Consider the following 19760-nt stretch of genomic DNA (forward strand, 5'->3'; position numbering starts at 1 on the left):
CCTGAACGATTGAACGATATAAGAGGAGGAAATTATTGTGGCAGAGATCCGAGTACCTGAACTGGCAGAATCGATTACCGAAGGAACAATTGCAAAATGGCTAAAACAACCAGGTGAATCAGTAGACAAAGGTGAATTCATCGTTGAACTTGAAACAGACAAAGTAAACGTGGAAGTAATTTCAGAAGAAGCCGGAACTGTTCAAGAACTAATGGCGGCTGAAGGCGATACTGTTGAAGTCGGTCAAGTCATTGCAATTGTTGGAGCAGGTTCTGGAGCACCCGCTCAGCAACCAACTGCACCCGCTCAAGCTGCACAAGAACAACCTGCACCTGCAGCATCTGAACCAGTTGCTGCGCAAGCACCGGCTGAAGCATCATCAGGAGATCGTTTGATTGCAAGTCCTGCGGCTCGTAAACTAGCGCGTGAAAAAGGCATTAACTTAGCTGACATTTCGCCAGTAGATCCTATGGGTCGTGTACGCGTGCAAGACGTGGAAGCACACGGTACTGCTCCTAAAGCACAACCAGCAGCACCAGCAGCTGCTCCTAAACAACAAGCAAAAGTGGATGATGGCCGTGTAGAGCGCGTGAAAATGAGCCGCCGTCGTCAAACAATTGCAAAGCGTTTGCTTGAAGTGAAGCAAAACACAGCAATGCTTACAACATTCAACGAGATTGATATGACGAACGTAATGGAACTTCGTTCACGTAAGAAAGACGAATTCTTTGATAAGAACGATGTCCGTCTAGGGTTCATGTCATTCTTCACTAAAGCAGTTGTCGCTGCGCTTAAGAAATATCCTAAAGTCAACTCTGAGCTTGATGGCGATGAGTTGATCATGAAAAACTACTTCGACATCGGTATCGCGGTATCTACAGATGGCGGACTAGTTGTACCAAACGTTGTCGATGCAGACCGTAAAAACTTCGCTGAAATCGAAGCGACTATCGGGGAACTTGCTAAAAAAGCACGCGACAACAAATTGACGCTTGCTGACATGTCAGGCGGTTCATTCACAATCACAAACGGTGGAGTATTCGGTTCACTTTTATCTACACCAATCCTTAACGGGACTCAAGTAGGTATTCTTGGAATGCACACGATTCAAAAACGTCCGATTGCTGTCGGTAATAACGTTGAAATTCGTCCAATGATGTACGTGGCGCTTTCTTATGATCACCGTGTCATCGATGGAAAAGATTCAGTTGGTTTCTTGAAAATGATTAAGGAATTGATCGAAAATCCAGAAGATCTTCTTCTTGGATCATAATTGATAGGCTGAGCCCTCCGCTGTTTGAGGGGGGACTTAGTCTTACACTTTTCTTTAGGAAAGGCGGGATCCATTAATGTCTTCGTTCAAAGATTGGCTTCATGCACCAGCAATCCGGCAGGTCGTTTGCAAACATGCAGATGCAGAAAAATACTTAGTGACAAACGTACTCACACCAGGCAAGGCCTATGATGTGAAAAACGAAACAGAAGAGTTTCTTTTCGTCGTTGACAACACAGGCCACGTTGGCGGGTATTACAAAACCTATTTCGAGTGACATACAGGTAGCTGTAAGTTAAACTAATGATGACTAAAACGACCTGATGCGGTTAGAGCATCAGGTCGTTTTATATAGGAGGAGACAAGAGATTATGAACTTGTTAACCAAACAAATCCAAGAACTACGTACAACGAGGGTGCATTCAGAAGAAGAGCAACTGCTCATTCAAGAGGGAGGGTATGTAAGCCCGACACCTAATTTGTTTGATGATATTCTAATTGCTCTTTCATTGAAAAAACCGGTTTTACTGAAAGGACCTTCAGGCAGCGGAAAAACCCGTCTAGCTCAAAGTATTTCGGCACTGTTCCAACAGCCGATGCAAAGTGTCAACTGTTCGGTGGATCTGGATGCTGAAGCGTTACTAGGTTTCAAAACGATTGTGACAAAAGATGGAGAGAGCGTCATTGAATTTGTTAATGGCCCTGTCGTAACAGCCATGAAACGCGGTCATATTTTATATATTGATGAAATCAATATGGCCAAGCCAGAAACGTTACCGATCCTGCATAGCCTTCTCGATCATCGGCGAATGATTACGAATCCATTTACAGGAGAAGTCATCGTGGCACATGAAGACTTTACGGTAATCTCAGCAATTAATGAAGGCTATATCGGAACTTCGCCAATGAATGAAGCACTCAAAAACCGCTTTGTATCATTTTCGATACCTTATTTGGAAGCGCAGCAATTACGAAACGTATTGGAGAATGCAGTGCCTGAAGCAAAAATATCTATCGTTGACACGATTATGAGTATTTCAGGAGATTTGTCGAAACAAACTGCTAACGGCTTGCTGGCTGACGAAGCAGCTTCCGTTAGAAGTCTAATCGATGCCCTTCAACTCGCAGTCCACATGCCGGTAGAACGAGCTGTGACCTATGCAATTGCTGAGCTTCTAGAAGACAAATTGGAACGCTATCTGGTGAACGAATTGACAGCTACTTGGGTGAAATGAGGGATCGTGATGGATAAGGTCAATCGGTTCATACAGTTTAATGACGAATCCGTTGAGACACGTAAAATTCTACTTTATGAAAAGATTGCTCAATCGTTGGCGAATGCACCTTTTGTGAAGATAACCGAGCGTCAATTAATCGAATATCAGCCAAAAGATGCGACACTTGCGATGAGCGTGTTTTGGAGACATCGTCCTGAGCAGGTGACACATTTAGGGCGTCTTTCCGACATCTATTTACTTGCTGCAGGCTTTTACCGACACTTCGACTTAGCAGAATGGAAATCTTTCACTTTGGTAATGAAGTCAAGTCATCATCCCAAATTAGCCGGTCAATTAATGATGATGTTTGAAGAATTCAGATTGATGGAATCCATACAAAGAACGCGTGTCGGAACGCAGAGAGCCTTCCAGGTACGCAGTAAAGTGTACGCGGAATTCCATAAAGACCGACTTTTATCGAATGCCAAGCGAGGGTTTCTGGCAGATGCGTTAGTTAACCAATTATTTTTGGATATCCATTTAGGAATGACAACCTCTCCGCATGAATCGTTCGAACAGTATCCTATGGATCGTATCCGGCAAGTAACACAACGGGCATATGAGATAGAAACAACCTCACAGAGTGGTGTACTGGCAAAAAGAATTATAGAACTAGTGGAAGAACAACTAACAGGAGACATTATTCTGCCCTTATACACGTTCGGAGAATTCTTCGAAGAAGACAAAAAGATGAATATAGATGTTAGGGCGATGTCTGATCCAGGAGATCCAGAAAACCAGGACGTGAAGGAAACAATAGAAGAGGAGTTTCGTGCCTGGCATCGGGAAACTGAAGATGACAAGGGGACACATCTGGAATTTGAACTCCAACAAGGCAAACAAGGAGCTGCAGATGCTTCAGGAGCAACACCAGGGGATGAGAATGCAGAAGCTCAAGCGTTCGGGTTGGGGAGCTCGGAAGCGAATGATAAAGAAGGAATGCCAAAACAGCAAACTGACTTGGACGGTGACCGTTTAGAACGACCTTCAGTTAAAGCCGGTTCGGATTACGGTCCAGCCCATACACGGGTCATGTTCAGTGTAACGAAAATGCCGAATATCGAAAAAGCTTCATCAACTAGAATGCTAACAGAGTGGCGAAATAATCATTTACCAATTGTACGTGGTCTTGTTACTGAGATGAAAAAAAGACTGGAAAGAAAAAAGCAACAAAAACGTGAAAACTTGACGAAAGGTCGCCTTTCTTCAAAGCTAACGACCATGCTAACGGATGATCGCCCTAAACCATTCTATCGTAAACAAGCACCTTCACCAGAGCTTGATGCGGTATTCGGCTTACTCGTAGATGGCTCAGCTTCCATGATCGACAAAGTGGAGGAGACAAAAGAAGCAGTCATCCTTTTTCATGACGTCTTACGGAAACTTCGTGTATCTCATGAAATTACTACCTATTACGAAGATGCCTTTGAATCATCCAAAGAAGAGCAACCAAACTTTTTCGAAGTGATGCACTCGTTCGATGAAACACATATCGATAGTGGTCCAGCAATCATGAATTTTGAAGCTCACGAAGATAACCGAGACGGATTTGCGATTCGATGGATGGCTAATCGACTCGCAAATAGACCTGAACAGCATAAGTTCTTACTCGTATTCTCTGACGGTGAACCCTCTGCATTTGGATACGATCGTAATGGAATTGTCGATACTGCAGAGGCTGTTTGGGAGACGGAGAAGCGGGGGATATCAGTCGTGCATTTGTTTTTATCAACACAACAACCAACTGAAGACCAAAAAGCGTTGTTCGCAACGATGTTTGGAAACAAAACCGCTGCGTCTGATTCAGTAGAAGAATTCGCCAGCCAAACGCTACGTATCCTTAGAAAGCTGCTCGCGATTGCAGCTCAATAAAAAACGCAAAACCACCTTATAATGGGCGGTTTTGCGTTTTCTCATGGATATTAAGAAGACGTTGTTTTAACTCTTCTTCCATTCTACCGATTTCACGTTCAGCTTCTTTTCGCTTCACGCGACCATCAGCTTGGATGACAAGAGTTTCTTCGATTGTTTGGATCAAGTTTTCCTGAGTCTTTTTCAACGTATCAATTTCAATAATGCCGCGTTCATTTTCTTTTGCGGTTTCAATTGAATTCAATTTCAGCATTTCAGAATTACGAAGCAGTAGATCATTTGTAGTCTTTGTAACAAGTCGCTGGGATTCAACAGCTTTCTTTTGGCGGTTCAATGTTAAGGCAATTGCAATCTGGTTTTTCCATAACGGAATTGACGTCATAATCGATGATTGAATTTTTTCTGCAAGCGTTTGGTTCGTTTGTTGAATCATACGGATTTGAGGCGCGCTTTGGATGGTAAGCTGACGAGACAATTGCAAGTCATATAGACGTTTTTCCAGCCGATCGAGAAACTGGCTCATATCATTTACTTCTTGGATGGTCATCTGATCATTTGAACTCTGTGCATCTGCGCGCATCTGCGGAATCGTGATAGTTGCTAGTTCATCGCGCTTTATTTCTGCAGCTGCTATATAGACGTTAAGAGCTTGGAAATAGGTCTTATTCTGTTCGTATAAATTATCGAGCATATGCACATCTTCTATTAAACCTCTTTTGGAATGTTCCAGTTGTACACCAATCCGGTCGATTTGAGTACTGAGTTTTTGATACTTCGTCATCATTTCTTGAATAGAACGGGAGGCTTTGTTAAAGAGGCGACTTAGGCCAGTCTTTTTCTTTTCAGATAAATCGTCCGGATCGATCTCTGAAAGTTTCCCCATCAAATCGTTCAATACATCACCAACAGGACCAATGTCTTTACTTTGGACGTGGTCCAACATTTTATGAGAAAAACGCGACAGTTCGTTTTGTGCTGTAGCACCGTAGGTTAAAATTGCTTCATAATCGCCCACAGGAATCTGATCGGCGAGTTCCTTAGCTTTTTGCTGTTCTTCTGGAGATAAGCGATCCATTAAAGCGACAGATGCATTGTTTTCGGGTTGTTCTGTTTGCATTTCTTTAGGTAACATCGGTTCGCTTCTATCAAACGGACTACTGAGTAAATCATCAAAAGATTTTACATCATTATTCATTGGCTGATTTTCGGTCATCGAGTAGTTCTCCTTTCGAGTGAGGCAAGGATTTTTTGCGTGCCATTGTAATATCAACATAGTCGAGTTCTAGTTGTAAGGCTGCTAAATCAGTTGCTAGTGCATCTTGCAAATCACTTTCCAACTGGTGGGTGACATCTGTAATTGTTTCTCGAGTATGTTGAAGTGCAATACGAACTTCTTTTTCTTTCAATTGTTGGTTGGCAAGTAGAGCATATTTAGATGTTAGTTCAACGGCAGAATCCAGATGCGCATAAAAGAATTGTTCCGTTTGATAAAACTTCTTTGGATCATTTCGTACAATCGTGAGCACTTTTCTAGATAGGTTACTCAACTCATATACTTGACGGAAAGCCTGGACCGAGCGAACCTGTCCATATAGACTATTCAATTTTTTAATTTTGTTCTTGGCTTCTTGGAGTTGTAATTCAATATGTCGGTATTCAGAGCGTGTCATCCCGAGTTCTTTCACTGATGAGCTTAACTGGACTTGTTTAATCGCAAAAGTACCACCAAGGTACATAGCGATGAGTATACCAGTTGCCGCAAATGGGTTGAGGCCAGTTCCGAGTAACAAAAAGAGATAGGTTCCAAAACTGACGGGCGCCACGATGAAGTGCCGCATAAAAAACTGTTTGAGTTTTTTCATCTTCGGTCAGCCCTCCTTAGTCGTTAGTGTTTATATCTTTATTACGTGTAAGTGGGAGCAAAAGTTTCATCGTTTCGTTAATCTCTCTCTAGTATACCGTATTAAGTCCGTTCAGACGAACAATTGAAATACTGTTTAGTTCGGATTGCTTGGAAAAATTGTTGATGCTTTGTATAATTGTCAACTGTATAGGAGGAGTGGTCTTAGCATGTATGAAGTGATTTACATGAAAGCGGATTATGAACCTTGGTGGATGTTTGAAGGATGGGAAGAAATGGTTCGCTTAAGGCAATCATTTGAGGAATTAGAAGAAGCAATCGCATTTGCAAACTCAATTATGGATGAAATGCGTGGATGTTTTTCAAAGGAAAAGACTCGTAAAGAGGCTTTCACTGCTTTTTGGAATCCAGGCGAGAGTACGTATTGTGATGGGTGTGACGATGATATGCAGTTGTATCACGGTGTCTTTATGTTACACGACAAAAAGCCTTTTTGTTTTGTTAAAGAAAAATAATTAGAATATTTCATTAGATATATTTGACAATTTAAAGTGGTATGTTATAGTGGAAGTAAGGTTAATAGCAAGTGCTCGCGACGAGAGACGTATTCACGTATTACAAAAAGTAATCGGCAGCGTCGGTACTTTTTGTAATACGTGAATTTTCTTTTTTTGTAGCTGGTTCATGTATTAGCAATTATTATTTGGGGGTTTTCATTTATGAAACAAGGTACAGTTAAGTGGTTCAACGCAGAAAAAGGTTTCGGTTTCATCGAGGTTGACGGAGAAGACGACGTATTCGTACACTTCTCAGCTATTCAAGGAGAAGGTTTCAAATCTTTGGACGAAGGCCAGCAGGTTGAGTTCGAAATCGTTGAAGGTAACCGCGGTCTACAAGCTGCAAACGTTTCTAAAATCTAATAACAAACAAAAGGGGACCCACTTATCTGAGTGGGTTCCCTTTTTTATGCCTTATGGCTGCGTAACCGATTCCATGGAGGAAGTGACGATTAAATCCTCTTTTCCTTTTACCTTCATGACGGATTCACGCTTCACTTCTCCGAACCCTTCTACAAAATACTTACGGTTACTATAAGTGTCTCCCTTATCTTCAATGACAATCGCGTGTTCAAACTTTTTATAGGGAGTTTCCACAGTAGCGTCGGTATCGACAACTGTCCATTTCCCGAAAGTAGCCCCTTTTTCGAAAGGCTTTTGCAAATAAACACCAGTCACTTCCATTTTTTTAATCGCTGCTACTGGAGGTGCATTCTCTTCTACATCGACATGTTTTTCTTCTAAAATCAAGATTCGATCTTTTTCCACTTTGTATAGCTTTCGTATTATTGCTGCACCGTTGTTCTCGTAAATCATCACGTAGTCTTCATATGGATGAGAAACCTGAACATCCAGCTCCGCAAACTCATTTCCATCTCCTTCATAATGAGCTTTTGAACTGTCAGGGAGCAAGTAGTCACGCATGGCGGGATCTTTAATTTTACCAGTAGGATCATCCAGTTCTTCAACGCCATCATTGTCGTGATCTTTGTCTTTTATTTCTCCACCGGCATCCGTTTCGGTTTTATCAAGGGGATTCTGTTGGCCGCTGTTCCCGGAATTATCAGGTGCAGTGACATCTTCACCATTCAGTTTGGAACAAGCGGAGACGATAAGGAGACTAATGAGTAAGAACATTAAAAACAGAAACCTTTTTATAGTCAACCACTCCTTTTCGAATAGTATTGCCGTATTCTAGAAAAGAATGTGCATGAGGATTTCATTAAATTTTAGAAGGAAAACAAAAAAGCAACCGCTAAAATAGCAGTTGCTTCTTGTTTAAAGTAGAGAACTATCAGGAAATCATTTCACAGAAGGCTGTGCTTCTTTCCACTCCAAATACTCATCATAGCTCATCATCTTATCGAAAATGGTACCATCATCATTAATTTCAATTACGCGATTGGCAATTGTTTGGATGAACTGATGGTCATGAGAAGTGAATATCATAACGCCTTTGTAAGCAATTAGCCCGTTGTTTAACGCTTGAATCGATTCGAGATCCAAGTGGTTTGTCGGCTCATCTAATAAGATGACATTTGAATGAGTCAACATCATTTTAGAAAGCATACAACGAACTTTTTCTCCACCAGATAGAACAGATGGTTTTTTGTTCACTTCTTCGCCTGAGAAGAGCATTCTACCGAGGAAACCACGTAAGAACGTCTCAGTTTCATCTTCTGGTGAATAAGGACGTAACCACTCAACTAGTGATTTCTCGTTACCTTCGAAGAATTCACTATTGTCGATAGGGAAGTAAGCTTGTGAAGTGGTAACGCCCCATTTAACAGTTCCTGCATCCGGTTCTTGCTTCTCCGCTAGAACTTCAAGTAAAGCTGTTTTTGCAAGAGGATTCCCAACAAGAATAACTTTATCTTCTTTGTTCAATGTAAATGAGGCATCTTTCAACAATTGAACTCCGTCTTGAGTTTTAGATAGATCACGAACCATTAAGACGTCATTTCCGATGTCACGTCCCATTTGGAAGTTCACATATGGATAGCGACGTGATGATGGTTTAATATCATCAATATCAATTTTATCCAACGTCTTTTTACGTGACGTTGCTTGTTTAGATTTTGAAGCGTTCGCGCTAAATCGTGCAATGAAGGCTTGTAATTCTTTTACCTTTTCTTCTTTTTTCTTATTCTGTTCTTGGGATAGTTTAAGCGCTAGTTGGCTAGACTCATACCAGAAATCATAGTTACCTGCGTAGATTTGAATTTTACTGAAGTCCAAGTCCGCAATATGGGTACATACTTTGTTCAAGAAGTGACGGTCGTGAGATACAACGATAACTGTATTCTCAAAGTTGATCAAGAACTCTTCTAACCATTGGATTGCTTTTAAGTCCAAGTGGTTCGTCGGCTCATCCAGTAGCAAGACGTCCGGCTTACCAAATAGGGCTTGAGCAAGTAAGACCTTCACTTTGTCAGAACCGTTAAGTTCGGACATTTTCATTGTATGCAACTTGTCAGAAATTCCAAGGCCTTGCAAGAGGATTGCTGCTTCGGATTCAGCTTCCCATCCGTTAAGCTCTCCAAATTCACCTTCAAGTTCAGCTGCGCGCATGCCGTCCTCATCTGAAAAATCTTCTTTCATATAAATCGCATTTTTTTCAGTCATAATATCATAGAGACGCTTGTGTCCCATAATGACCGTTTCAAGAACTTCCTCTTCTTCGAATTCGAAGTGATCCTGTTTGAGTACTGCCAGGCGGTCGTCATTATTTAAAATGACATTCCCAGTTTGCGGCTCAATTTCACCGGAAAGTATTTTAATGAATGTTGATTTACCCGCACCATTCGCACCGATTAGCCCGTAACAATTCCCTGGGTTAAACTGTATATTAACATCTTCAAATAGTTTCCGGTCTCCGAATCGAAGACTTATATTACTTACTGCTAACATAATTGACCTCCTAAAATTCACACTTTGCCCATTATAGCACGTATTGTCGTTAGGGTGGGGGAAATTACAGTGGCAAAATTCAATTTTCAAGCTTACAATACATCTATGAGTATATCGTCTAAATTGTTCAAGAACTTTCTTTCTTTTGAAGGGCTCTCCGATTTTTATAAGCTGACAACGTACCAAGTTCTTTATTGATCAAATACTCCATTTGGACATAATCTTTCCGCGAGGGCAACAACTGGGGATCAAGTCCGCTCATCGTGTTAATGAAGTAGTACCCATTGATTTGTCGGAACACAACGACTGTGTCAGGAAACGAGTCGAATACACTTTTTACTTGATACTTCCGTGTATAGGACCAATGAATTATTTGCATGGCTTTCATCCTTTCACAGAAAATTATACGACCTCAAAAAAACAAACGCAAGTTCGATGAATTAGATTTAGAAAGGAATCCTTATGAATCCTAACGTCCTCACTCCTAAAAAAACAATTCTTATGATTTTTGCGATTTTTGCCGTGTCGTTGAACATGCGACCTGCTATCACGTCAATCGGTCCGCTGCTCGAAACGATTCGGGTACAATTGTCATTGACGAATGCACAAGTTAGTCTACTTACTGCCTTACCGGTTATTTGCATGGGCGTATTCGCATCGCTTGCACCTGTATTGAATCGTCGTTTAGGATTAAATGTAACTATGATTGTAATGGTTGCGATTATTGGTGTAATGACGGCACTCCGTGGATTCGTACCCACGTATCCCATGCTCCTACTTTCTTCCATAGGAGTGGGGATTGCGATTGCGATTGCTGGGCCACTTCTTTCCGCGATGATCAAACAAAACTTTCCACATCGGGCAGGGCCCGTCATAGGGATCTATTCGTTTGGTCTCGGGGCTGGGGCAACAGTAAGTACTGGATTATCCGCTTACTTCTATGAAGTCACCGGATCCTATCCATTCGCACTCTGTATATGGGCGGTACTTGCTTTTGTTGGGATCGCAGTATGGCTTGCTGCAGGAACCGATCAGCTTGTAGTTCGACAACAAGTGGAAAGATTATCTGGAGAAGAATTGAGCAAATTCCGTTCGCCTTGGAAAAACAGAAAAGCATGGCTGTTCCTCTTATTCTTCGGACTGCAGTCTGCTGCTTTCTTCTCAATAGTTATCTGGCTAGCACCTATCGCAATGTCGAAAGGAATGACGATTGTTCAGGCGGGTACACTAGTCAGTCTCATGACAGTCGTTCAAATTGTCTTGAATATTACGATTCCGCTTATGATGGAACGGTATCCAGGAAGAAAAATGTGGCTGCTGTTTATTCTCCTCATTGGCTTGGTTGCAGTGGCTATGTTTGGAACTGGTCATTTACCGTTTTTGTGGGTAGGCGCGCTTTTAATGGGAGTACCTTTAGGCGGGATGTTCCCAATCGCACTCGTGCTGCCGCTGGATGAGACTGAAAATGCGGTAGAAACGAATTCTTGGACAGCAATGATGCAAACCGGGGGTTACATCATCGGTGGGCTATTGCCGTTAGTTATCGGGATGTTATACGACATCACGGAAAATCATCAAGTGACAATCGCATTATTTGGTCTATTATTTTTAGGAATGATCTTCTTGGCGATATTAATAGGGGATAGAGAAGAATGAATGAATTGGAAAAGGGATGCCCGTTTGGGGCATCCCTTTGTTTTTTTGTATAGCCGATTATTGAATATCAGAAAAAAGTTATTTCTTTTTTTATCAAGAATTGTGTACTTACTCACAACGATCATTGCCGCGGTCGTTGTTCAGCAGTTGTTTCCTAACATAAGCAACGCAAACCCTACCTACTTTTGCGTCCTTGCGGCCCTATAGCCGCGCCAGTTTGAATACGTATAATGGGTAAACATTCCGCAGAATGCCAGTATTCAAGAATCAGCTAACTGGTTATAACTTAGTAATCATAACATCTTATTGTTAGTTCGTCAACCTGTGTCGAAGGGAGGCTTGGTTTAATGGGCTAACTAGTTCTAAAAGGAAGGGATATTTCTTACAGTAAGCTATAAGGCTTTAGAAAGGTGGAGAATGAGTGGAAATTGATGGCGTCTTTTCAGGTGGTGGATTAAAAGGGCTCGCGTTAGTAGGTGCGTGTAAAGTTTTCGAGCAAAATGGATACACATTTAAGCGATCAGTTGGCACAAGCGCTGGTGCAATTGTCGCTGCCATGTTAGCAGCGGGATACACGGCCAGGGAAATGGAAGAAATTATGCAACAACAAAACTTTCCTGAACTACTAGATGCAAGAAAGACAATTATACCCATTCCATTTATGAAATGGATTCAGCTCTATTGGCGTATGGGACTCTACCAAGGAACGGCTCTGGAAAATTGGTTTAGTGACATCATGGCCCAAAAAGGGGTGTATACTTTTGCGGATCTACCAGAAGGGTCGCTTAAAATCATTGTCTCCGACTTAACAAACGGAAAACTGATCGTACTTCCTGATGATTTAGGGGAGTATGGGTTACGGCCAGATTTTTTCCCGGTGGCACGCGCGTTAAGAATGAGCACGAGTATTCCTTTCTTTTTCGAACCGGTCATTCTTCATTCATTAGCTGGAAATTCTGTCACTGTAGATGGGGGCGTTCTTAGTAATTTTCCTCTATGGGTCTTTAATGAACCTGAGAATGGAGAGACACGCCCGATCGTCGGTATGAAATTAAGTCATAATCCAGAAGATAAGAAAAAAACAGTGATCCGTAATGGATTAGGCCTTTACGAAGCACTTTTTACAACAATGAAGGATGCTCACGATGAAAAACACGTTTCCAAAAGACTTGAAAAAGATGTGCTATTTATTCCCACTGATGGAATTTCCGCTGTTCAATTCGATTTGACCGATGAGCAAAAAGATACTCTAGTTATTAGCGGGGAAGTCTCCGCCACAAATTTTTTGAAACAATGGGGAAAGACAGCGATGATACGTAGAATTGTTTGAAAAGTTAAGCAACTAACCATGTTGTTTATTGTCGATGAATGGTATAATAGTCTTAAGTAATAGTAACTGTTTAGCTGAAAGGGCGGTGTTCGGTATGAAGATATCTTTAAAGCATTTGCTATTAGCCATCGCGTGGCTTTCAATCACGCTTACATTAGCAAGCAGTCTTTATGCCGGATATCGTGCTGACCAGCAAACTCTTGAAAAAACAACTTTGGAAACAAACTTTGCCTATGCGCAGAAACTTGCCAAAATGACAGAAGATTATTTATTGAGAACGGAAACGATCCTAGCCTATTCAGCGACCGATCTGTCGACCTATATGAACTATGCCGATTTTAAACAATTAAATTACGAAGCAGAGCGATTACTTCACCAAACCGAGTCATTGAGTTCAGTTATCATTACAGATAAAGGTGGAATAATTCAAGGAGCTTCTTCAGAAATCAGGACTCTTGTAGGCCAACCTATCTCAGATGATGTGGGAATCGACACATTAACAACAGGTAAGCCCGCCATCAGTAAGCCTTTTTATGCTCAAACTGGAAACTTAGTTGTGTTTATATCCACACCAATCCAAGATGCATCAGGTCACGTGATTGGGCTAATCGGTGGAAGTATCTATCTGAAGGAAGAAAATGTGCTGAATGATCTCTTGGGGCAACACTTTTATGAAGATGGCTCTTACGTATATGTCGTAGATGAAGATGGAATGCTGATGTATCACTTGGATGGAAAACGAGTAGGGGAGTATGTAAAACAGAACCCGGTAATCTCTGAGTTAAGGAAGGGACACAGTGGCAGCATGAGGCTGTTGAATAGCAAAAATCAAGATATGTTAGCAGGTTACGCTTCAATCCCTCTGACAAGATGGGGTGTTGTTTCTCAAAGACCTACTGAAATCGCATTGGCATCGTCAAAAGTGATGGTGAAAGAAATGATCTTGAAGTCGCTTCCTTTCATTTTACTATCTGCTCTTATCATTCTATATTTTGCTTCTAAAATAGCAAAACCTCTTGAAAAGTTGGCTAGTTATGCTACAGATCAATTAGAAAGAGATGGACATGCAACACTCAAGAGCGGTGCATGGTACCACGAGGCCATTCAGCTAGAGCTCGCTTTGACGGATAGCTTTAGCCGTTTTCAGGATAAAGTCGATCATTTCATACAAGAATCATCTACAGATGCACTTACAGGCTTATTAAATAGACGAGCCCTTAACGAACAAGCGAGAATTCTAGTAGAACAGAAAGTGTCTTTTTCCTTGGTTATTTTAGATATCGACCGATTCAAACGAGTAAATGATACTTACGGTCATAATATGGGGGATGAAGTCTTAAAATATCTAGCAGAAAAGTTAACAAAGCAGACAAATGACAATGGATTGTGCTACCGTTTTGGTGGTGAAGAGTTCGTGATCTTGTTTCCCTTAATAGACTATAAGCAAGCAAGTGAATTGATAAACGAAATCAGAGTTGACGTGTCGAACGAAGATAGTCCAATCGGAGAGCCAATCACATTTTCAGCAGGTGTCGCAAGCATGCCAGAGCACGCTGAACACTTCTTAAGACTTCTTGAACTAGCAGATGAATGTCTATATCAAGCGAAGGAAACAGGTCGTAACAAGGTGGTCAATGTGAATGACAGGGCAATCACTAGTAGGTAAACTTCCATGTAGCTTGAAAAAGTGGTAGACTGGACAACAGCTCAAAAAGAAGCAGGTGTTGAATATGATTGGTAGAAATGATCCGTGCCCGTGCGGCAGCGGAAAGAAATATAAGAAGTGCTGTGCAGGTAAAGAAGAACTGACAGTAGAAGTCGTGCAAGCTGAAGAATTGGAACGTGTTTTACAATCGTTTTATGATGAATATCCAAAACAAAAAGACTTTGATGATTATCGAAAGTTCGCTATTCAATGGAAACTTCCCCTATCTAAAGCCTATTCGGAAGAAATGATCGAGGCTATTGCGCTAGACGAGTTCTTTTTCCATGACCGGACAGATATTTGGGAAGGATTTGTGCGCAAGCAATTGAAGAAGATCGTTCGCCCTTCCGTTATCAAGGTTCTTGAAAGCTGGTCGGTCCCACAAACACTTCTAGGACAAGTTGTTAAGTCAGAGGACTCTTATTTAACTGTGTATGATCGGTTAAATAATCAGACCGTTTTGTTACGCAGAGAGTCTGAGAAACCAGTTCCTGAAGACGTTCATCTTTGGTGCTTTACTTTACCAGATGGAGTGGATGGAGTTCTAGCAGTCTCGACACTAATCTTTTTCCCAGTCGATCAAAGTTCTGTGTTTGATGAATTTGTGACTGAGTTTAGCAACGTCGATCAAGATTCTGAAACGTACATGAAAAACCACTCAGTTACCTTATGGGAAAAGTTATCGGAAAATGGATACAAAGGGGAAGAGTTCACTGATTTTGAACAAGGTGTCCTCGCAAGGATTTCCTCGTTTTTAGAAGCGAACGATCGCAAATCGGATGAGCTCCTGGAACTGATCGAGGATTATTTAGTAGAGGAACAGCCAAATGCCCGCAAGGATGTCGCGATTGCAGCTGGTGCAATCCGTTATGGACAAGAACACGCGTTATTTAAAACCCTTGAGCTCACAGTGAAAGCAATTGCCGATGAATTCGGGGTATCTCCATCCTCGCTGAATCGCTATTACAACGGAATCACGGATTACGCAAAATTGAAAACGAACGCATAAACAAATGTACCCCCTGCTCAATTTTGAGCAGGGGGTTTTCGTTTAAAGACTTTTATTTGTAACTTAATGATTTATTGTGAAAGTGATTGTAAACTGTGGGGAGTGATTATAAAACTTGGATGGTGATTGTAAACCTTGGAAAGTGATCATAAACCTCTGGAAGTGATCATAAATCTTGGGAAGTGCTCATAAAACTTGAAAATTGCTCATAAATCTCTGAAAGTGCTCATAAAACTTGGAAAGTGATCATAAATCTCTGAAAGTGCTCATAAACCCTGGAAAGCGCTCATAAACCTCTGGAAGTGATCATAAACCTCAAGAAGTGATCATAAAACTCTGAAAGTGCTCATAAACCTGAAGAAGCGCACATAAACCATAAAAAAACCTCATAAGTTATTGGAAATCACAACGATGAAGGCAGCTATTGAGTAGTATCACGATAAGAATCGGCACTTCAAGAAAACTAATCAAAAGTTTGATACAATCCAGCAAAGTTCAAGGGATTAATTGGTAGCGCTACGCTTTTTTATTGCACAGGTCATGCTCCACCGTTCAGATCGACTTCATGCACTGCACAAAGCGCTCATAAAATTTGAAAAGTGATCATAAACTATGAAACTCGCTCATAAATCTTGAAAAGTGATCATATTTCACAAAAAGCGCTCATAAACCAAGAAAAGTGCTCATAAATCACAAAATGTGCTCATAAATCCCTAAAAGTGATCATAACCCAAAGTCATCAGTCAAGTCCCGAAACAAAAAAGCTGCTGGATATCAGTTTTCCTGACATCCAGCAGCTTTTCTTCTTCAATATACAGCTTTTGCTTTAACCCTGAATTCATCCCAATTACTAATTTCATAAGTTGGTTTGTTTTCTGTTGGATTTTCCAAGCCATTTGGGTTATACCAACACGTGTCAATCCCAAAGTTAACGCCACCGCGAATGTCAGAAGTAAGGGAATCCCCTGTCATCAAAACACGGGACTTATCTGTTACCCCAAGACGATCCATTGCCTCTTGGAAAATTTCAGGACGTGGCTTTTGGAAGCCGGTTTCGTCAGAGGACACAATCGTTTCAAAGCGATTATTCAACGAAGAACAAGCAACTCGAGCAATCTGAGCTTTGATGAAACCATTCGTTACAATTGCAAGACGTACATCGCCTAAGCTGTCTAACATATCGATGACGCCATCTATTAGATGAGCTTCTTTACCAAGCAATGTTAAATAAGTTTCAGAGAAGCTTAAAGGATCAAGCTCAATACCGAACTTGTCAAACAATTGACGGAAACGACTTACATTCAATTCTTCCATAGTCGTTGTGCCTTCTTCCAATTGTCTCCAAAGCACCTTGCAAATGGCATGATATTCTGTTCGATAACTATCGAGTCCCTCTTCGAGACCTGCCTCTATAAATGCACTACGAAATGCAATCCGCTCGCCCTTATCAAACTCTAAAAGCGTATCGTCTAAGTCGAAAAAGAAAACATCATAATTCATCCAATCATCACCTGTCTGCAATTTTAGTTTTAGAAAGTATAGCACTCATGACTGTTTTAAAACAAGCTTTCAAATTTTTGATGTACATTCTCATTAAAATTCAAGGCACGATAGAGAGGTAACTGAAATTCTGTTTTTATCATAAGAAATAAATCATTTATTCGTTTAAGTTTCGAGCGGAAGGGTATCACAAAAAGAGAAGCAGATCATGAGGAGGTCGAAGCGATAATGACAGTAAACGAAGAACTTCAAACTCTGAAAGATTACCATTGTGAAAACAGGTGTGTACTAAGTGTGTATTTGAATACCAACCCAGCTGATCCCGATCAGCAGAAAGGTGCTTGGAAGATCCATTTGAAATCTGGGTTAAAACGCCTAGAGGAATACTTAGAAGCTTCGAATGACAAAGAACTTGCAGCATTTAAAAAAGCGAAAGCTAGAGTGACAGAAGAAATTGAAAAAAATCAAAATGACTTAAAAAAGGGTGTCATACTTTTTGCAGCGGACGATCCTGATCTATGGTCTGTCCACTATGTTCAGATTGCAGTGAAGACGAGCTTCCATTGGGAGGATCATCCTGTAATCGAAGAACTTCAATATATGTTGAAAGCGTATCCTAATTCAGGAATCATCATGCCAAGTATAGGGAATGTGCGGATCCTAGATACTGCGATGGGCTACGTAGCTGATGATTTAGTCTATTATTTCGACTCAGGTTTAGACGTGTGGCGGGAACAAAAAGGCATGAACCCCTCAGGTAACCGAGGGACAGGCGGTAGCCACGTTGATGACTTGGATCAGCGCCTAAAAGAAAACTTAGAACGCTTCTATAAATCCATGGCCTCTGATATAGATAAGATGAAAAAAGATCGTCATTGGGACGAGATCCACGTGATTGGTGAAGCAGAGTCTTCTCAATCGTTCGCTTCAGCGATGAATCAGAAACCTAAAAGTGTAACACATAAAAATTTAAACAACTCGACTCCAGATAAAGTGCTACATGAAGTCTTTGAAAAATAAATAATTCTGCTAAGCCGTCCCTTTTATGAGGGGCGGTTTTTTCTCAATATATTGACAAATCGCATTCTGTGTCAAACTGTGGTAGGATTTATAACAAAACTAGATAGGACGTGACATTGATGATTTCTATTACTATTCCTGAAATTGATGTAAAAATTGAACAACGACTTCAAAAAGTATCTGCAAATATCGTTCCGATCAAACCAATATGCGGATTTGTGGACTTGCACGAAATTCCCCGTGACAAAGGCGGAATCATTTTATTCTACAACAAACAAGATGAATTGTTGTTTGTCGGAAAAGCACGTAAGCTACGTCCCCGCGTAAAAAAACATTTGGAAGATAACGTATCTCCATTAAAACCACATCGCGATGAAGTGAACAAAATTGCTGTAATCTCTGTGGAAGATGCTATGGAACGTGAAATTTACGAAACGTACATCATTAATACGATGGAAGCTAAATACAATACAGACAAAGTCTTTTTCGAGTAAGTCAAAAGGAGGCGAGCACTTTGGACAAACGAATTGAAGCTGTGCTAGAAGAATTAAAAAAAACGCTGGGTCTTCAGCAATTTGTTCTTCATACACACTCACTTTCACAAGAAGTGTCTGCATTTGGCGGATTTGACATCTTGCTAACTGCAGACTGGCTTCCGCCTGCAACTGCTACCCCCGAGGACGATGACATGCTTCCAGATGGGACGGTTTCAACTAGATACTCTCTGCGTTTTCAGCAATTGCTTTTTGCCGTAACACAAGGGGAGCGCTCTTTTGCTGATTCTGTCGCTTCAAGTGAAGAGCAGTTCATTCAATGGATGGAGCAACAAACAGGATTCCGCGGTGGAGAAGATTTTGTTCTAACCAATCGCCACGAAAATGGAATCGAAGGTGCTAGTGTACATAACAATATTCCTATACATACGGACGGATTCCTAGAGATCGAATGGGATAGTCTTGGTCGAATCATGACGTGTCACCTGCCAATTATTGCATCTAATCAGTTTGAGGAAGGACCTTTTACTCTTACCCTCGAAGCGATTGAACCACTTGTAAGGCAGCAACTCACGCCAATTCGATTGCCAATTGAAGATGAAGCCCGATTTGCAGATTACTACGCAATCGATGAGGTGTTCATCGCTCAAGATGGAACTATTTTACCTTATTTCACTGAAGAACAGTCAGCCAGGTTTCCTCGGACTGTTTTACAATGGGCATCGACTTCAAAACGACAATTTGAAAGACAGGCGATTCAACCATTTGGAACTGAACTAACTGCTGAAGAAGCATTTACTGTTCTCAACCAACCTTTTAGTGGAGTAACAGACGAAGATCTTCAAGGCTGTATTCAATCTACGACATCGTTTTTGTCTTCCGTGCTTCCAAAAGAATCAGGCGAATGGGAACTTTATCGGATTATGCGGCGACCGGGAATTATTGAAGTCGTATGTCGTAAATTAGGCGAAACCGCGGGTCCACTTCGAAGAAAGCTTTTAATCCTGCTGAATAAAGATACATATGAAGTGATGAATTTCATGGATTCAAGTGATATGTCACAACTTTTCGAAGGATTCACACAACCTCTCACCGAAGCGGTTTCTCAGGTAGAAGCTTTTGAAATAATGGTTTCGTCGATTACAATCGATCCGAAGTATGTGTTCCATCAAGCATCCGGGACATACAAACTTAGCGGATTGTTGGATTCTGAGGATTGTGTAGATGCTGTGACAGGTGAACTGAAACAACTAAATGATTTGTAAACTTTTTGGTTTGCTTGAAACGGGGTTTGGA

Annotated in this window: 19 protein-coding genes; 13 read left to right on the forward strand and 6 right to left on the reverse strand. The window is 41.2% G+C overall.

Features of this window, described 5'->3' with window-relative positions; all coding sequences use genetic code 11:
* The first annotated feature begins 37 nt into the window (after positions 1–37).
* The 4 genes from odhB (at position 38) to DVB69_RS10385 (ending at position 4422) form a co-directional block, all read left to right on the forward strand.
* A complete protein-coding gene (gene odhB / locus DVB69_RS10370; protein WP_116019036.1) occupies positions 38–1273 on the forward strand; it encodes a 2-oxoglutarate dehydrogenase complex dihydrolipoyllysine-residue succinyltransferase in 1236 nt (411 codons plus the stop codon).
* 76 nt (positions 1274–1349) lie between these two features.
* A complete protein-coding gene (locus DVB69_RS10375; RefSeq protein ID WP_116019037.1) occupies positions 1350–1550 on the forward strand; it encodes a DUF6501 family protein in 201 nt (66 codons plus the stop codon).
* Positions 1551–1644: 94 nt separating this feature from the next.
* Positions 1645–2508 carry an ATP-binding protein gene (locus DVB69_RS10380; protein ID WP_116019038.1) on the forward strand — a complete coding sequence of 288 codons (864 nt, stop codon included), beginning with the start codon at positions 1645–1647 and terminating at the stop codon, positions 2506–2508.
* Between the two features lie 9 nt (positions 2509–2517).
* Positions 2518–4422 (forward strand): vWA domain-containing protein, encoded by a 1905-nt coding sequence (locus DVB69_RS10385; protein ID WP_116019039.1) that lies wholly within the window; start codon positions 2518–2520, stop codon positions 4420–4422.
* Between the two features lie 16 nt (positions 4423–4438).
* Here the strand turns inward: DVB69_RS10385 and DVB69_RS10390 are convergent, their stop codons facing one another.
* Positions 4439–5635 carry a toxic anion resistance protein gene (locus DVB69_RS10390; RefSeq protein ID WP_116019040.1) on the reverse strand — a complete coding sequence of 399 codons (1197 nt, stop codon included), beginning with the start codon at positions 5633–5635 and terminating at the stop codon, positions 4439–4441.
* Positions 5610–6284: a 5-bromo-4-chloroindolyl phosphate hydrolysis family protein gene (locus DVB69_RS10395; protein WP_116019041.1), complete on the reverse strand. Its 675-nt coding sequence runs from the start codon at positions 6282–6284 to the stop codon at positions 5610–5612. The genes DVB69_RS10390 and DVB69_RS10395 overlap by 26 nt, the downstream gene beginning before the upstream one ends.
* A gap of 208 nt (positions 6285–6492) precedes the next feature.
* On the opposite strand from DVB69_RS10395, the gene DVB69_RS10400 reads away from it, so the two are divergent.
* Both DVB69_RS10400 and DVB69_RS10405 read left to right on the forward strand, forming a co-directional pair.
* Entirely contained in the window at positions 6493–6798 is a 306-nt protein-coding gene (locus tag DVB69_RS10400) for a DUF1033 family protein (RefSeq protein ID WP_116019042.1), read from the forward strand.
* Positions 6799–7002: 204 nt separating this feature from the next.
* Positions 7003–7203 carry a cold-shock protein gene (locus DVB69_RS10405; RefSeq protein WP_116019043.1) on the forward strand — a complete coding sequence of 67 codons (201 nt, stop codon included), beginning with the start codon at positions 7003–7005 and terminating at the stop codon, positions 7201–7203.
* A 51-nt stretch (positions 7204–7254) separates the two neighbouring features.
* Here DVB69_RS10405 and DVB69_RS10410 read toward each other — a convergent pair whose 3' ends face one another.
* The 3 genes from DVB69_RS10410 to DVB69_RS10420 form a co-directional block, all read right to left on the reverse strand.
* Entirely contained in the window at positions 7255–7977 is a 723-nt protein-coding gene (locus DVB69_RS10410) for a hypothetical protein (RefSeq protein WP_116019044.1), read from the reverse strand.
* Between the two features lie 165 nt (positions 7978–8142).
* Entirely contained in the window at positions 8143–9750 is a 1608-nt protein-coding gene (locus tag DVB69_RS10415; RefSeq protein ID WP_116019045.1) for an ABC-F family ATP-binding cassette domain-containing protein, read from the reverse strand.
* Between the two features lie 127 nt (positions 9751–9877).
* A complete protein-coding gene (locus DVB69_RS10420; protein WP_116019046.1) occupies positions 9878–10129 on the reverse strand; it encodes a hypothetical protein in 252 nt (83 codons plus the stop codon).
* A gap of 83 nt (positions 10130–10212) precedes the next feature.
* Between DVB69_RS10420 and DVB69_RS10425 the strand changes: the two genes are divergently transcribed.
* The 4 genes from DVB69_RS10425 (at position 10213) to DVB69_RS10440 (ending at position 15450) form a co-directional block, all read left to right on the forward strand.
* Positions 10213–11406 (forward strand): MFS transporter, encoded by a 1194-nt coding sequence (locus tag DVB69_RS10425; RefSeq protein ID WP_116019047.1) that lies wholly within the window; start codon positions 10213–10215, stop codon positions 11404–11406.
* Between the two features lie 421 nt (positions 11407–11827).
* Entirely contained in the window at positions 11828–12736 is a 909-nt protein-coding gene (locus DVB69_RS10430; protein WP_116019048.1) for a patatin-like phospholipase family protein, read from the forward strand.
* A gap of 94 nt (positions 12737–12830) precedes the next feature.
* A complete protein-coding gene (locus DVB69_RS10435; RefSeq protein WP_158541076.1) occupies positions 12831–14402 on the forward strand; it encodes a sensor domain-containing diguanylate cyclase in 1572 nt (523 codons plus the stop codon).
* A gap of 64 nt (positions 14403–14466) precedes the next feature.
* Positions 14467–15450 carry a YecA family protein gene (locus DVB69_RS10440; protein WP_116019050.1) on the forward strand — a complete coding sequence of 328 codons (984 nt, stop codon included), beginning with the start codon at positions 14467–14469 and terminating at the stop codon, positions 15448–15450.
* A gap of 807 nt (positions 15451–16257) precedes the next feature.
* Here the strand turns inward: DVB69_RS10440 and DVB69_RS10445 are convergent.
* Positions 16258–16950 carry a YjjG family noncanonical pyrimidine nucleotidase gene (locus tag DVB69_RS10445; protein ID WP_116019051.1) on the reverse strand — a complete coding sequence of 231 codons (693 nt, stop codon included), beginning with the start codon at positions 16948–16950 and terminating at the stop codon, positions 16258–16260.
* Positions 16951–17178: 228 nt separating this feature from the next.
* Between DVB69_RS10445 and DVB69_RS10450 the strand changes: the two genes are divergently transcribed.
* From DVB69_RS10450 to DVB69_RS10460, 3 genes are all read left to right on the forward strand, one after another.
* Positions 17179–17970 (forward strand): VLRF1 family aeRF1-type release factor, encoded by a 792-nt coding sequence (locus tag DVB69_RS10450; RefSeq protein WP_116019052.1) that lies wholly within the window; start codon positions 17179–17181, stop codon positions 17968–17970.
* Positions 17971–18089: 119 nt separating this feature from the next.
* Positions 18090–18464 carry a nucleotide excision repair endonuclease gene (locus DVB69_RS10455; protein ID WP_116019053.1) on the forward strand — a complete coding sequence of 125 codons (375 nt, stop codon included), beginning with the start codon at positions 18090–18092 and terminating at the stop codon, positions 18462–18464.
* Positions 18465–18484: 20 nt separating this feature from the next.
* The gene (locus DVB69_RS10460; RefSeq protein WP_116019054.1) at positions 18485–19729 is read left to right on the forward strand and encodes a hypothetical protein; all 1245 of its coding nucleotides are present in this window, start codon (positions 18485–18487) and stop codon (positions 19727–19729) included.
* Positions 19730–19760: the final 31 nt, after the last annotated feature.

The sequence above is a fragment of the Sporosarcina sp. BI001-red genome (assembly GCF_003384035.1).
Lineage (GTDB): Bacteria > Bacillota > Bacilli > Bacillales_A > Planococcaceae > Sporosarcina.

Excerpts from the sequence above, each read along its gene's own strand:
- DVB69_RS10425 (WP_116019047.1), top strand. The coding sequence starts at position 10,213 with ATGAATCCTAACGTCCTCACTCCTAAAAAAACAATTCTTATGATTTTT.
- DVB69_RS10380 (WP_116019038.1), top strand. The coding sequence starts at position 1,645 with ATGAACTTGTTAACCAAACAAATCCAAGAACTACGTACAACGAGGGTG.
- DVB69_RS10405 (WP_116019043.1), top strand. The coding sequence starts at position 7,003 with ATGAAACAAGGTACAGTTAAGTGGTTCAACGCAGAAAAAGGTTTCGGT.
- DVB69_RS10455 (WP_116019053.1), top strand. The coding sequence starts at position 18,090 with ATGATTTCTATTACTATTCCTGAAATTGATGTAAAAATTGAACAACGA.
- DVB69_RS10410 (WP_116019044.1), bottom strand. The coding sequence starts at position 7,977 with ATGTTCTTACTCATTAGTCTCCTTATCGTCTCCGCTTGTTCCAAACTG.
- DVB69_RS10420 (WP_116019046.1), bottom strand. The coding sequence starts at position 10,129 with ATGCAAATAATTCATTGGTCCTATACACGGAAGTATCAAGTAAAAAGT.
- DVB69_RS10440 (WP_116019050.1), top strand. The coding sequence starts at position 14,467 with ATGATTGGTAGAAATGATCCGTGCCCGTGCGGCAGCGGAAAGAAATAT.
- DVB69_RS10385 (WP_116019039.1), top strand. The coding sequence starts at position 2,518 with ATGGATAAGGTCAATCGGTTCATACAGTTTAATGACGAATCCGTTGAG.
- DVB69_RS10445 (WP_116019051.1), bottom strand. The coding sequence starts at position 16,950 with ATGAATTATGATGTTTTCTTTTTCGACTTAGACGATACGCTTTTAGAG.
- DVB69_RS10450 (WP_116019052.1), top strand. The coding sequence starts at position 17,179 with ATGACAGTAAACGAAGAACTTCAAACTCTGAAAGATTACCATTGTGAA.
- DVB69_RS10400 (WP_116019042.1), top strand. The coding sequence starts at position 6,493 with ATGTATGAAGTGATTTACATGAAAGCGGATTATGAACCTTGGTGGATG.
- DVB69_RS10375 (WP_116019037.1), top strand. The coding sequence starts at position 1,350 with ATGTCTTCGTTCAAAGATTGGCTTCATGCACCAGCAATCCGGCAGGTC.
- DVB69_RS10390 (WP_116019040.1), bottom strand. The coding sequence starts at position 5,635 with ATGACCGAAAATCAGCCAATGAATAATGATGTAAAATCTTTTGATGAT.
- DVB69_RS10395 (WP_116019041.1), bottom strand. The coding sequence starts at position 6,284 with ATGAAAAAACTCAAACAGTTTTTTATGCGGCACTTCATCGTGGCGCCC.
- DVB69_RS10415 (WP_116019045.1), bottom strand. The coding sequence starts at position 9,750 with ATGTTAGCAGTAAGTAATATAAGTCTTCGATTCGGAGACCGGAAACTA.
- DVB69_RS10435 (WP_158541076.1), top strand. The coding sequence starts at position 12,831 with ATGAAGATATCTTTAAAGCATTTGCTATTAGCCATCGCGTGGCTTTCA.